A 13,088-nucleotide genomic window follows, 5' to 3' on the forward strand; every position below is an offset into this window, starting at 1 on the left:
TAGAGGCTCGCGGCATGCACGCCCTCGGTCGCCTGATTCTCGGGGCCTTCGCCCTCCTGCTCGCCGTCCCCGCGGGCCTCGCGGTCCTCGTCCTGGCGCTCCTCGTCGACCCGGACGCGCAGGCCTGGCTGACCGGCGGGGCGCTCGCCGGCCTCGACATGGCCCTGTCGGACCTCTCGGCCGGGCTGCCGCCGGAGGGGCTCGCCCTGTTCCTCGCCGGCCTCGCCAAGGCGCTGTTCGCGCTGCTGTTCGTGCCCCCGGCCCTGATCGGTCTCGGCGGTGAGATCCTCGGGCGCCGCGGCGTCCTGTGGTACGGCGCCGGCTGCGGGCTGCTCACCGCCGCCCTCCCCTGGCTGACGCGCGGCGCGCTCCGGTCCGGCGGAGGCGCCCGCGACGCCGCCCTCCTCGCCGGCGAGGCGCGCCTGACGCTGATCCTGTTCGCTGTCGGCGCCAGCGCCGGGCTGGTCTACTGGCTGGTGGCCGGGCGCGGCGCCGGCCTTCTCCGGGACCGGCATCGCCCGGAGGGGACCTGACGCTTCCCGCGACGCCGCCCTTGGCCCCGGACGCGCGGGCGCGCTACAGGGGAGCCGCCACGACACGGTTTCCGATGCTCGCCCTGCGCTCTCTCGCCTTCAACGTCTGCTTCTACGCCGTCACGACGGTCCTGGCCTTCGCCGGCCTGCCCATGCTGGTCTCCGGCCGGTCGGTGCTGCGGCTCGCCCGCGCCTGGGGGCGGATCACCCTGTGGCTCCTGCGGGTCGTCGCGGGGACGCGGGTCGAGTTCCGCGGGCTGGAGAACATCCCGCCCGGCCCCCTGCTGGTGGCGGCCAAGCACCAGTCGGCCCTGGAGACCCTGGCCCTCTGCACGGTGCTGCCGAACTTCGCTTACATCTTGAAGAAGGAGCTGCTGCTCATCCCGCTGATCGGCTGGTACCTGTCGCGCAGCGGCATGGTGGCGATCGACCGGTCGAAGGGCACCCGGGCCATGAGCCTGATGAACGCCGCCGCCGGCGCGGCGATCCGGGACGGGCGCCAGCTCATCATCTTCCCCGAGGGGACCCGCCGTCCGGTCGGGGCGCCGCCCGCCTACAAGCAGGGGCTCTCGCACCTCTACACCGCCCTGAACGTCCCCTGCCTGCCCGTCGCGCTGAACACCGGGCTGTTCTGGTCGCGCAACAGCCTCGTGCGCCGGCCGGGCCGGGCCGTGATCGAGTTCCTGCCGCCCATCCCCCCGGGCCTGCCCCGCCAGGCGTTCCAGGCGCTGGCCCAGGAGCGTCTCGAGACGGCCTCGAACGCCCTCGTCGAGGGCGGACTCCAGGGCCTCGCGGCCGAGGGGCACGCCGTGCCGGCCGACGAGGCGCCGGCCGCCGCCGACGCCCGTCGCTGAGCCGCTCGCGGGCGCGGTTTTCCGCGTCGGGCCGGTGCCCGGCGGCTTGTGGATAACGGGCATCGTCGCCACATCTCCCTCTAGGAACGTCGCCCTTGACGCCTGTGGATATCGCGCGTTAGGTTGGAACAAATGGCGAACAGAAGAGCCCTGTCCTGGTCGGCCGCGCTCCGCGACCTGAAGGACGATCGCACCCGGAGGCAGGACGTGCGTGAAGAACGCCTCAAGACGACCGCGGGTCTGCGCGGCTCCCCCGCGCTCCCGCTCTCGGCCTGGCGTGGCCGTTCCGGCCGGCGCTACGTGGTCGGTGTCCATCCGGCCGGGGGCTTCGACCTCGACGAGATGGCGCAGGCCGTGGTGATCGCCGTCCGCCGGGACAATGCCGGCATCGCCGAGATGGTCTCGGTGGCGAGCTCCAGCGAGAGCCCGCGCGACCATCTGCGCCGGACCTGGCTCGACCGTGTTCGTCGCCGGGGTGCCACCGAGATGCACGTGCACCGCCTCGCCGAGAACGAGGCCGAGCGGACGGCGATCGTCGAGGATCTGCAGGTCGACACCGTCGAGCCGGCGCAGGTCTGAGCGGAAACGCGCCGCGCAGGAACGGATCGCGTCCGTGGCGGTCGACCCCGGGCGGCGCTGCCCCAGTTTCGCCCCGTGCATGGCCTCAAGGCGGGGCCACGATGTCCCCGAGGGGACGGGGTCGGGGAGCGGAGCGCATGGTGCAGGATCGGACGCGGCCGGAGAGCGCCGCTGGGACAGCCCCGGTTCGGGGCGCGCGGCGATCCCGGCTCGGGCTGTTCCTGCCCTACATCCTGCTCGCCCTCGTGGTGGCGGGCTGGTCGGCCGGCTGGCTGTGGATGCGTGAGCGCGCGGCCAGCGAGATCGACGGCTGGATCGCCCGCGAGGCGGCGGCCGGGCGCACCTGGACCTGTGCGGACCGGTCCCTCGGGGGCTACCCGTTCCGCCTCGAGCTGCGCTGCAGCGCCGTGACCCTCGAGCGCGCCGACGGCCGCTTCCGGCTCGGGCCGAGCACCGCCGTGGCGCAGATCTATCAGCCCCGCCTCGTCGTGTTCGAGAGCGTCGGGCCGTTCCATGTCGAGCAGGGCCCGCTGACGGGCGACGCGTCCTGGACCGCGCTCCAGGGCAGCTTCCACGGCGCGGCGGGAGGGTTCACCCGCGCCTCGCTGGTCGTCGACAATCCCGACATCTCCGTGACGGGCGCCGAGCCCGACCCGATCGCGGTCTCGGGCCGGCACCTGGAGCTGCATGCCCGGCCGAGCCCCGGCCGGTTCGAGTCCGACGGCGCCGTGGATATCAGCCTGCGCCTGAACCAAGCGGCGGTGCCGCAGCTCGACGCCCTCACCGGGACGCAGGATCCGGCCGATCTGGCCGTGGACGCGACCTTGACCCAGGCCACCGTGCTGCGCACCGGGACGGTGGCGCGCGAGCTGGAGCGCTGGCGTCAGGCCGGGGGCGCCCTGGACCTGACGGCCCTGTCGCTGGCCAAGGGCCCGCAGCGCGTCCAGGCGAAGGGCACGCTCGCCCTCGACGCCGCCCACCGCCCCGCGGGTCAGGTCGATCTGCGGGCGGCCGGCGTCGACGCGCTGGTCGGCAGCATCGTCGGCCAGCGCTTCGGCTCGGACAAGGGTGCCCTCGTGGGCCAGCTGGTCGGCGGACTCCTGGGCCTGGCCCAGCGCCCCAACCCGGGCGCGCCGGCCGACGCGACGCCGCTCAAGGCGCTCCCGCCGCTGCGGCTCGTCGACGGGAAGGTCGTCTTCAGCGGCTTCCCGATCCCCAACGTCTACGTGCCGGCGCTGTACTAGGCGACCCGCTGACCCGGGTCGCGGACCTGCTCGGCGTCGCGAGATCGGCTATAGAGGGCCCATGGCCTCATCCGCGTCCCCGACTCGCGTCAAGATCTGCGGGCTCAGCACCGAAGCGACCCTGACCGCCGCGCTGGAGGCCGGGGCGGACTGGATCGGCCTCGTGCACTTCCCGCGCAGTCCCCGGCACGTCTCGCTCGCGCAGGCCGCCGCCCTGGCGGCCCGCGCCCGCGGGCGGGCCGAGCGGGTCATCCTGCTCGTCGATCCTGACGACGCGCTGCTCGCCGCGGCGGTCGAGGCGGCGGATCCGGACCTCATCCAGCTCCACGGGAGCGAGAGCCCGGAGCGCGTGGCGGCGATCCGCGCCCGGACCGGGCGGCCGGTGATGAAGGCGATAGGCGTCGCGACGTCGACGGATCTCGCGGCGATGCCCGCCTACGCGGCGGTGGCCGACCGGATCCTGCTGGACGCCAAGGCCCCGCCGAATGCTGCCCTGCCGGGTGGCAACGGCCGGCGCTTCGACTGGGAGATCCTGCGCGGTGCCGCGCTCCCGGCCGGCACCATGCTGTCGGGCGGTCTCGATGCCGGTAACGTCGCCGACGCCCTCGCCCGCACGGGGATCGGCGCGGTCGACGTGTCGTCCGGCGTCGAGACGGCGCCCGGTGTGAAGGATCCGGCGCGGATCGCGGCCTTCGTGGCCGCCGCGCGCGGCGGCCGCTGAGGCCCCCGGCTCAGCGCGGGGCCGGAAGGGCCGTCCGGCCCGTATTGGGCACCGTGTAGGCGCCCGAGGTCTCGGTCTCCGGCGCGTAGGCCCGCAGTCGGGTCGCCTCGCGCTCGTGCCGGACGGCCTCGCGGCGGTGGTAGCGCGCCCGCGCCCGGGTCTTGCCCTGACCCAGCCACGTGAAGATGCCGCCCACGACGATGCCGAGGGCCACCGCGCCGAACAGGATCGCGTAGAGCGGGAGATCGACGCTGAAGACCGGCGCGTCCACGTTGAACGGATCGAAGGAGAGCCGCACCGGCGCGCGGTTGGCCACCGCCAGGAGGATCACCAGGGCGGCGATCGGCAGCAGCACGAGGCTCTTCAGGAAACGGATCATCGCGCTCACAGGTCCTTCCTACTCGGCGGCCGAGGCATTCTCGCCGATCCCGGCGGCGTTGAGGCGCTGGCGCATCTCCTTGCCGGTCTTGAACACGGGGATCGCCTTCTCGGACACGGCAACGGCGGCACCCGTGCGCGGGTTGCGTCCCCGGCGCGCCTCGCGGCGCTTGACCGAGAAGGCGCCGAAGCCGCGCAGCTCGACCCGGTCGCCGCGGGCCAGCGCGTCGGAAATGGTGTCGAGGATCGCGTTGACCAGGATCTCCACGTCGCGCTGGTAGAGATGCGGGTTCTGCTCGGCGATCTTGAGGACGAGCTCCGACTTGATCATGGCGTGGGATCTTCTCGCGGGATCGGGGCGGGCTGCGCGGCGGCGGTCGTTCAGGGTTCCGGGCGCCAGAGGGCGAGCATCCCGCCCCGGGCGGCCTCGGCCTCGGCGCCGACGGCCCGCAGCCGCGCCGCGAGGCCTTCCAGGCCGAGGAGGTCGGCGCCGATCCCGGCGGCGGACCAGAGGGAGAACCGGCTCTCCGAGGCGGGCTTCCAGTCCTTGATCGGCAGGTTCGCCTGGACGCCGCGGGCGCTCTCCAGCCACGCCACCGCCTGCCGCTCGCCCCCGAGTTCGTCGACCAGCTTCAGCGGCACGCTCTGGCGCCCGCTGAACACCCGGCCGTCCGAGACGGTGCTGAGCTGCGCCGGATCCATGCCGCGGCGCTCCGCGACGAGGCCCTTGAACCACGCGTAGGTGTCGCCGACCACGGAGGCGAGCGCGGCGCGCGCCTCCGGCGAGGTCGGGGTGAAGCCCGAGGGCTCGGCCTTGAGCGGCGACGACTTCACCGACTCGACCTTGACGCCGACCTTGTCCAGGAGACCCGAGAAGTCCGGGTACTGGAACAGCACGCCGATCGAGCCGACCAGACTGGTCTCGCGCGCGACGATGTGATCGGCCGCGATGGCGGTGATGTAGGCGCCCGAGGCGGCGGTGCCGTCCACGAAGGCCACGATCGGCTTCTTGGCGGCGAGCGCCCGGAGGTTGCGGAAGATCTCCTCCGAGCCCGTCGTGGTGCCGCCCGGCGAGTTGATCGAGACGATCACGCCCTTCACGGCGTCCGAATCGCCGACCCGCTTCATCAGCTTCGCGGTGGCCTCGCTCCCGGCGATGAAGCCCGAGACGGAGATGCGCGCGATCTGCGGCTGGACCGCGAAGGCGCCGTCCGCGCCCGTCCGCACCCGGTACCCGAGAGCCCCGACCGCCACGATGAGGCCGCCGACGCCGAGCACGCGCCAGAGGGACAACCTGCGGCGCAGGCGCCGCCGGTCAATCAGCAGTTCGGCATCGGCTGCCATGCTGTCGCTTCCCCTAAAGCACCCCGACCGGCCCCTCGACGGGGTGCGGGAGGCGTACCCCCGCGCCGGGCAAGTCCTTGGTTTCCTTCGGCTCGCTCGGTCCGAGCCGTGCGAGGCCGGTGTTCTAGAGCATTTTCCGCGGGCGTGGATACGGGGCGCGCGAAGAAAATGACGGGGCGGCGGGCCGCTGTCGCGTCGGACGGCGCGACCGGGCTCGCGGCCCGCGTTCGGCAACCTTGAATTGTCGGTGCCAAAAGAAAAACCCGCCCGGGACCGGGGTCCCGCGCGGGTCACGACGCGGCGGATCCGCCGCCCGGACAGGCCGGGCGGCGGAGGCCGTCGCTCACTCGTCGTCGGAGCGCTTCTTGTTGAAGGCGGCGCCGAGGATGTCGCCGAGCGAGGCGCCCGAATCGGCGGAGCCGAACTGGGCCATGGCCTCCTTCTCCTCGGCGACCTCGAGGGCCTTGATCGAGACCTGCACGCGGCGGGCCTTCCGGTCGAACTGGACGACGCGGGCGTCGAATTTCTCGCCGGCGGCGAAACGCTCGGGACGCTGGTCGCCGCGGTCGCGGGCGAGCTCGGCGCGACGGATGAAGGTCTGCATGTCGGTGTCGACGATCTTCACCTCGACGCCGGCATCCTTCACCTCGATCACCTCGCAGGTGACGATCTGGCCCTTCTTGATCTCGCCGGCCTCGGCGAAGGGGTCACCGCCGAGCTGCTTCACGCCCAGCGAGATCCGCTCCTTCTCGACGTCGACGTCGAGAACCTGGGCGCGGACCATGTCGCCCTTCTTGAACTCCTCGATGACCTGCTCGCCGGGACGGTTCCAGTCGAGATCCGACAGGTGGACCATGCCGTCGACGTCGCCCTCGAGGCCGATGAACAGGCCGAACTCGGTCTTGTTCTTGACCTCGCCCTCGACCTCGGAGCCGACCGGGTGCTTCTCGGCGAAGGCCTCCCAGGGGTTCTGCAGGGTCTGCTTGAGGCCCAGCGAGATGCGGCGCTTGACCGGATCGACCTCCAGGATCTGAACCTCGACCTCCTGGGAGGTGGAGACGATCTTGCCCGGATGGACGTTCTTCTTGGTCCAGCTCATCTCGGAGACGTGGATCAGGCCCTCGATCCCCGGCTCCAGCTCCACGAAGGCGCCGTAGTCGGTGATGTTGGTCACGCGGCCCTTGAGCTTGGCGCCCTCGGGGTAGCGGGCGGCGATGCCCTCCCACGGATCGGCCAGCAGCTGCTTGATGCCGAGCGAGATGCGGTGCGTCTCGTGGTTGATCTTGATGATCTTGACCTTCACGGTCTGGCCGATCGTGACCACTTCGGACGGGTGGTTCACGCGGCGCCACGCCATGTCGGTGACGTGCAGCAGGCCGTCGATGCCGCCGAGGTCGACGAACGCGCCGTACTCGGTGATGTTCTTGACGACGCCGTCGATGACCTGACCTTCCTCAAGGTTGGCCACCAGCTCCGAGCGCTGCTCGGCGCGGCTCTCCTCGAGGACCGTGCGGCGCGACACGACGATGTTGCCGCGGCGCCGATCCATCTTGAGGATCTGGAACGGCTGCGGGGTGCCCAGCAGCGGGGTGACGTCGCGGACCGGACGGATATCGACCTGCGAGCGCGGCAGGAACGCCACGGCGCCGTCGAGGTCGACGGTGTAGCCGCCCTTGACCTGGTTGAAGATCGTGCCGGTGACGCGGTCGTTGTTCTCGAACGACTTCTCGAGCTTGACCCAGCTCTCCTCGCGGCGCGCCTTGTCGCGCGAGATGACGGCCTCGCCGAGCGCGTTCTCGATCCGGTCGACGTAGACCTCGACCTCGTCGCCGACCTTCAGCTCGCCCTCGCGGCCGGGACCGGTGAATTCCTTGAGCGCGACACGGCCTTCCGTCTTGGCGCCGATGTCGATGACGGCCACGTCCTTCTCGATCGCGACGACGCGACCCTTGACGACGGAGCCTTCGGTGATCTCGTGTTCGAGGAAGCTCTCCTCGAGGAGGGCTGCGAAATCCTCGCGGCTCGGGCCACGCCCCAGAGCGGTACCTGCGGTCATTCTGTCTCCTGAACGGCCCCCGGCGGAGGCCCGTTGCGTCGGCGGCTCGCGTTGCAGGCGCCCCCGTTCGCCGCGGCCTTCCCGGAGTCTTTCGGGAGAGGCGACCGGTCCCGTGGGACCCGGTTTGCCGACGCGTCGATACGGATGACGAGGGCGGTCCGTCCGGCGGCCCGGCGGGCGCGCCAGAAGACGAGCGCGCGAGGGCGGATCCGGGAGGACGCGCGTCCCTTACAACATCGCCCTTGCGACTTCAACCGATTAGGGTTTTAGGCTCGGCGGGAGGCGGACGGTCCGCGGAGACCGGGCGGTCTTGCCGCCGGCGGCGGTTTTGGCGAACGTGTCCGCCATCGAACACTCGCGGTCGCGCTTCCGCGAATCGAGGGGGGCATCGCCGGACCGGCCGGGATCCGGGCCGGTCCGGCGATGCGGGGCGTGTTAGGGGGTGAAGCGTGCGGCGTCCTGATCACGACTTACGGGTTGACCACCGTCGGCGCGGCGGGACCGCGCGATCCGGGGGCTGAGCCTCCGATGCCGAACGGGTACAGCACCCCGATGGAGATGCTGGCGCGCAAGCTCGACAGCATCTCGCGCCTGGCCGATTCCGACCGCGCGGCGCTCCTCGACCTGCCGCACACGGTCCGGAACCTGCCGGCCCGCCACGACATCGTCCGGTTCGGCGACCGGCCGACCCACAGCTGCCTCGTCCTGCAGGGCTGGGTCTACCGCTACGCCGCCCTCGCCGAGGGCGGGCGGCAGATCCTGTCGTTCTACATCGCGGGCGACCTGCCGGACCTGCAGAGCCTTCACCTGCACCGGATGGATCACAACCTCGGCACCCTCACGCCCTGCGTCGTGGCGCTGATCGCGCATGACGACCTGCGCGCGGTCCTCCTGAGCAATCCGGGGCTCGCCGGCACCCTCTGGCGCGACAGCCTCATCGACGCCGCCCATTACCGGGAGCGCATCACCAGCCTCGGGCGGCGGCAGGCGCTCGGCCGCGTGGCCCACCTGTTCTGCGAACTGTACCTGCGGCAGAAGGCGGTCGGGCTCGCGCGCGGCCTGAGCTGCCCGCTGGTGCCCAAGCAGTCCGAACTCGCCGACGCGCTCGGTCTGACCAGCGTGCACCTGAACCGGGTCCTGCGCACCCTTCGCGGACGCGGGCTCGTCACGCTCAGCGGCGGCCTCCTGACGATCGAGGACTGGGACGCGCTGGCGGAGGTCGCGGAGTTCGACCAGACCTTCCTGCACCTCGCGAACAATTCGATCCCGGCCCGCGAGGCCGCCGAGGCGGTCTAGGGGGCGGGCCGGCGGACTGTCCGGCGGACTGTCCGGCGGGCGCGCGCCTCAGGCGGCCCGGGCCAGCGTATCGGGGGCCTCGGTCACCTCGTCGGTGTGGACGTCGAACCGGACCAAGTGGGCGGCGCCGAAGCTCGTCGTCAGGGCGCAGTCGGTGGCGTCGCGCCCGCGGGCCATGACGATGCGGCCGATGCGGGGCCGGTTGTGGCGGGCGTCGAACGTGTACCAGCGCGGTCCCTCGGGCCCCTCGAGGAAGACCTCGAACCACGCCGAGAAGTCCATCGGCGCCGGATCCTTCGGGACGCCGATATCGCCGAGGTAGCCGGTGGCGTAGCGCGCCGGGATGTTCATGCACCGGCACAGGGTGATCGCCAGATGCGCGAAGTCCCGGCACACGCCGACGCGCTGCGTGTAGCCGTCGAAGGCGGTGCGGGTCGCGTCGGCCTGCTGGTAGTCGAAGCGCAGGCGGGTATGGGCGAAATCGACGATCGCCTGGACCCGGCTCCAGCCCTCCGGGGTGCCGCCGAACAGGGACCACGCGGTCTGCGAGAGCTTGTCGGTGTCGCAGTAGCGCGAGCCGAGCAGGTACGGCATGACGTCGTCGGGCAGATCCTGCACCGCCATCTGGCGGGCGCCCGGGGCCTGATCGTCCGGCAGGCCGCTGTCGGCGATCGTGAAATCGGCCGCCACGGTGATCCGGCCGCCCGGCGCGACGATGCGCGTGCAGACGTTGCCGAAGGCGTCGATGTGCTGCGCCGCCGCGACCGGCGGATCGAAGGTGATCACCTCCGGCGTCAGGAGGTCACCCCGGCGCTCCGGGCGCACGTTCAGGAGCAGGTTCATCGGCGTGGGGCCGAACGTGTCGAAGGCGATCGAGAAGCCGGTGCGGATGTGCATCGTCGGAGACCGTGAAAATGGTCGCTGTCCGGCCGGGCCGGCAGACGGATCGTTACAGTACAGGGCCCTACAAACCGCGAGCCGAGGTCAGGTTCCGTCAGCGAGGTCAGTTCAAGACAGTTTGAGCTGCCTGAATATTTGGCAAGGGCCGCGCGGCGGTCGCCTCGGGGCCTCGGGGGCAGCCATGCGGCAGGCCGAGGGCGGGGCTGCGGTCAAGCGGGGCCGTCCGTCACTGCGCCATGTTGCAACGCACACGGCGCCCTCTTATCCCAGGCCGCTCGATTCCAGGGTCGGCCGGCTCCGCCGGGCACGGCCTGCTGCCAGACGATCGACGCCCATGACGCCCGACAAGCTTTCCCTGCCGAAGGACAAGATCCGAGTCCTGCTGCTCGAGGGCATCAACGACAGCGCCGTCGCGCTGATGCGGGCGGCCGGCTACACCAACCTGACGCGGCTGCCGAAGGCGCTGGACCGGGAGGCCCTGCACGAGGCGCTCCAGGGCGTTCACATGGTGGGCATCCGCTCGCGCACGCAGCTCGACGCGGCCGCCTTCGAGGCGGCGGACCGGCTCCTGGCCGTGGGCTGCTTCTCGGTCGGCACCAACCAGGTCGATCTGGAAGCGGCGCGTCACCGGGGCATCCCGGTCTTCAACGCCCCCTTCTCGAACACCCGGTCGGTGGCGGAGCTGACGATCGGCGAGATCGTGATGCTGCTGCGCCGGATCGTTCCGCGCTCGGTGGGGGCCCACGCGGGCCGCTGGGACAAGTCGGCGGCGGGCTCGCTGGAGGTGCGCGGCAAGACGCTGGGCATCGTCGGCTACGGCAATATCGGCACGCAGCTCTCGACCCTGGCCGAGGCCATGGGCATGCGGGTGCTGTTCTACGACCACACCGACAAGCTGCGCCACGGCAACACCGAGCCGGTCGAGACGCTGCACGATCTGCTGGCCCAGAGCGACGTCGTCTCGCTGCACGTGCCGGAGACTGACGCCACCGCCAACATGATCGGCGCGGCCGAGATCCGGGCGATGAAGGCCGGCGCCTTCCTGATCAACAACGCCCGGGGCACCGTGGTCGATCTCGAGGCGCTGGCCGCGGCCCTGCGCGACGGCCATCTCAAGGGCGCGGCCGTCGACGTCTTCCCGGTGGAGCCCGGCTCGAACGCCGAAACCTTCGTGAGCCCGCTCCAGGGGCTCGAGAACGTGATCCTCACCCCGCATATCGGCGGGTCCACCGAGGAGGCGCAGGAGCGGATCGGCTCCGAGGTGGCGCGTAAGCTCGTGGACTACTCCGATATCGGCTCGACCGTCGGCGCCGTGAACTTCCCGCAGGTGCAGCTCCCGGCCCGCCCGACCGGGACGCGGTTCATCCACGTCCAGCGCAACCTGCCCGGCATGCTCGGGCGGCTCAACGACGTGTTCTCCCGCGGCCACGTCAACATCGCCGCGCAGTTCTACCAGACCGACGGCGAGGTCGGTTACGTGGTGCTCGAGACCGACGCCACCGACGCGGATGCCGAGGCGCTGCTCACCGAGATCCGCGCCATCCCGGGCACGATCCGCGCCCGCCTCCTGTACGAGCGCCGCTGACCGCGAGGCGCGCGCGGGAATTTCCGCGACGCGCGTGAACGCGGCGGGTCTTGCCGCGTTCGTCTTGCGCGGCCAAGCTGGCCGCTGTTCAAGTCATGCACGGCACATCGACGGCCTCGACCGATCGAGCGCCCGGCCGGCGGAGGAATTGCGGTGACGAAGCGTGTAGCGTGCGCATGGGCCGGCCTCTTGCTCGGCATCGCCGGGTCGGTCTCGGCCGTCTCCGGCGCGTCGGCGGATTGCCTGCGCCGGGTCTATAACCGGTCGAACCTCGTCCTCGTCGCCCGTCAGGACGGCGGGCCGCCCGCTACCCTGCTGCCCGGCCAGTCGCTCCCGGTGCGGCTCGCGCGGCCGGGACAGATCGACATCGCGGCCTATTGCGGTGTGCCGGCCGCGGGCGGGACCCCGGTCACCCAGCGGACCTTCGATTACGAGGCGGTGCTCGACCGCTGCTTCGTCCGGTTCGGGGGCGACCTGTTCGTGCCGCAGCTCGGGCGCGGCTTCATCGGCCTCCAGGAGACGGCGCCCTTCACGGTGAACAACCCGCGCCAGGGCGACATCATCCTCGGGCCCGCGGCCGGAGCGTCGTGCCCGCTGCCGGCCGCGGCTCCCGTGCTGAGCCGCCGGGGTTGAGTCTCAGAGATAGTGCCGGAAGACGACGCCGCCGTCGTCGGAGGCGCCCGGTTGCGGGGGCGAGACCGGCCCGATGAACGGGCTCGCGAGGCGCAGGGCGACGAGGCCGAGGGCCGCGAGCGCCGGGGCGATCAGGCGGAACGGGCGAGCGAGCATGGACGCCTCCGTCGCGCCGCCGATCCCGCCTGCGTCGTGCAGAGAGACAGGGTGCGCATGTGAAGCATCGCACCTTACGGCCGAGCTGAACGTGCCGAAGCGCACACGGGTAACGTTAAGGGCCCTCCCGGCCGGCCGGCTCGCGGGCCCGGCCGGGGACGACGTGACGGTCGGGCGCTTGCGTCCACCGCCTCGCTGGCAAGTCCGCCGATGCCCTCCTATGCTGCCCTTGTCGGGGGCTGCCTGGGGTCGCGCTGCACGGGCCGCGATGGCGCTTCCCGGGTAGGACCGACTGCGTGAACGAGGACGCGCGTATGCTGACCCAGACAGGCAACTCGATTCTCCGAGGCGATCTCGGCGTCGAGGAGACCACCGAGTCCGACAACATCGTCCGCTGGGACGGCGAGCGGCTCTACGTGGAGCAGGACGTCTACCACAACGGGCAACTGGTTCACCGCAAGTACCGTCGAACCGTCACCGAGCCTGTCGCCCGCGCGCTCTGGGCGATCATCAACCGCGCCAAGCAGTGAGGCGCCGGGCGGGCGCGTCGCGCACGCGCCTGCCCGATCCGACGTTCCGCCCTACCGGGCCGCGCCGGCGAGGAGCGTCGTGGACCTGTCCGGCCGGGTGACGCGACTCGGAGACGTGAGCTGCGCGGCGGCGGGCGCCGCCTGTATCGGGCGCGTGGTAGCGCGTTCAGTCCTGGAAACCGGACCTCGCGTCCCGAATGCCGTCCGTCCTCGACGAAGCCGGAGCGGCGCGGTCTTGCTGAGCTTGACCGGGATCGGTGAGCCCGCGTCGCGCCCGAG

The 13,088-nt window shown here is 71.8% G+C and carries 15 protein-coding genes; 9 read left to right on the forward strand and 6 right to left on the reverse strand.

Features of this window, described 5'->3' with window-relative positions:
* The first annotated feature begins 14 nt into the window (after positions 1-14).
* The 5 genes from J3A75_RS18190 to J3A75_RS18210 all read left to right on the forward strand — a co-directional run bounded on the left by J3A75_RS18190 (position 15) and on the right by J3A75_RS18210 (position 3,931).
* Positions 15-533 carry a hypothetical protein gene (locus J3A75_RS18190; protein WP_070999558.1) on the forward strand — a complete coding sequence of 173 codons (519 nt, stop codon included), beginning with the start codon at positions 15-17 and terminating at the stop codon, positions 531-533.
* 74 nt (positions 534-607) lie between these two features.
* On the forward strand, positions 608-1,387 hold the full coding sequence (locus J3A75_RS18195) for a lysophospholipid acyltransferase family protein (RefSeq protein ID WP_063110464.1): 780 nt from the start codon (positions 608-610) through the stop codon (positions 1,385-1,387).
* Between the two features lie 132 nt (positions 1,388-1,519).
* Positions 1,520-1,966, forward strand: a complete 447-nt coding sequence (locus J3A75_RS18200) for a hypothetical protein (protein WP_012319408.1) — start codon at positions 1,520-1,522, stop codon at positions 1,964-1,966.
* Between the two features lie 137 nt (positions 1,967-2,103).
* Positions 2,104-3,210, forward strand: a complete 1,107-nt coding sequence (locus tag J3A75_RS18205; RefSeq protein WP_070999559.1) for a DUF2125 domain-containing protein — start codon at positions 2,104-2,106, stop codon at positions 3,208-3,210.
* A gap of 61 nt (positions 3,211-3,271) precedes the next feature.
* Positions 3,272-3,931 carry a phosphoribosylanthranilate isomerase gene (locus J3A75_RS18210; protein ID WP_058607025.1) on the forward strand — a complete coding sequence of 220 codons (660 nt, stop codon included), beginning with the start codon at positions 3,272-3,274 and terminating at the stop codon, positions 3,929-3,931.
* A gap of 10 nt (positions 3,932-3,941) precedes the next feature.
* On the opposite strand, the gene J3A75_RS18215 is transcribed toward J3A75_RS18210, so the two are convergent.
* From J3A75_RS18215 to rpsA, 4 genes are all read right to left on the reverse strand, one after another.
* Positions 3,942-4,310, reverse strand: a complete 369-nt coding sequence (locus tag J3A75_RS18215; protein WP_012319411.1) for a LapA family protein — start codon at positions 4,308-4,310, stop codon at positions 3,942-3,944.
* Positions 4,311-4,328: 18 nt separating this feature from the next.
* On the reverse strand, positions 4,329-4,640 hold the full coding sequence (locus J3A75_RS18220) for an integration host factor subunit beta (protein WP_012319412.1): 312 nt from the start codon (positions 4,638-4,640) through the stop codon (positions 4,329-4,331).
* 50 nt (positions 4,641-4,690) lie between these two features.
* Positions 4,691-5,653, reverse strand: coding sequence for a signal peptide peptidase SppA (gene sppA, locus J3A75_RS18225; RefSeq protein WP_012319413.1), 963 nt, complete (start codon positions 5,651-5,653; stop codon positions 4,691-4,693).
* A 343-nt stretch (positions 5,654-5,996) separates the two neighbouring features.
* Positions 5,997-7,709, reverse strand: a complete 1,713-nt coding sequence (gene rpsA, locus J3A75_RS18230; RefSeq protein ID WP_012319414.1) for a 30S ribosomal protein S1 — start codon at positions 7,707-7,709, stop codon at positions 5,997-5,999.
* Between the two features lie 528 nt (positions 7,710-8,237).
* Between rpsA and J3A75_RS18235 the strand changes: the two genes are divergently transcribed.
* On the forward strand, positions 8,238-9,005 hold the full coding sequence (locus J3A75_RS18235) for a Crp/Fnr family transcriptional regulator (RefSeq protein ID WP_063110463.1): 768 nt from the start codon (positions 8,238-8,240) through the stop codon (positions 9,003-9,005).
* 48 nt (positions 9,006-9,053) lie between these two features.
* Here J3A75_RS18235 and J3A75_RS18240 read toward each other — a convergent pair whose 3' ends face one another.
* Positions 9,054-9,902 carry a transglutaminase-like domain-containing protein gene (locus J3A75_RS18240; protein ID WP_029359643.1) on the reverse strand — a complete coding sequence of 283 codons (849 nt, stop codon included), beginning with the start codon at positions 9,900-9,902 and terminating at the stop codon, positions 9,054-9,056.
* A gap of 337 nt (positions 9,903-10,239) precedes the next feature.
* Here J3A75_RS18240 and serA point away from each other — a divergent pair, with 337 nt between their 5' ends.
* Complete coding sequence (serA, locus tag J3A75_RS18245; RefSeq protein ID WP_070999560.1) at positions 10,240-11,490, forward strand: phosphoglycerate dehydrogenase; 1,251 nt, start codon at positions 10,240-10,242, stop codon at positions 11,488-11,490.
* Positions 11,491-11,643: 153 nt separating this feature from the next.
* Positions 11,644-12,123, forward strand: a complete 480-nt coding sequence (locus tag J3A75_RS18250) for a hypothetical protein (protein WP_012319418.1) — start codon at positions 11,644-11,646, stop codon at positions 12,121-12,123.
* Between the two features lie 3 nt (positions 12,124-12,126).
* Here J3A75_RS18250 and J3A75_RS18255 read toward each other — a convergent pair whose 3' ends face one another.
* The gene (locus J3A75_RS18255; RefSeq protein ID WP_012319419.1) at positions 12,127-12,279 is read right to left on the reverse strand and encodes a hypothetical protein; all 153 of its coding nucleotides are present in this window, start codon (positions 12,277-12,279) and stop codon (positions 12,127-12,129) included.
* A gap of 314 nt (positions 12,280-12,593) precedes the next feature.
* On the opposite strand from J3A75_RS18255, the gene J3A75_RS18260 reads away from it, so the two are divergent.
* Entirely contained in the window at positions 12,594-12,809 is a 216-nt protein-coding gene (locus J3A75_RS18260) for a hypothetical protein (RefSeq protein WP_012319420.1), read from the forward strand.
* The last annotated feature ends 279 nt before the right edge of the window (positions 12,810-13,088 follow it).

The organism is Methylobacterium sp. PvP105, from assembly GCF_017876975.1.
Classification (GTDB): Bacteria; Pseudomonadota; Alphaproteobacteria; order Rhizobiales; family Beijerinckiaceae; genus Methylobacterium; species Methylobacterium radiotolerans.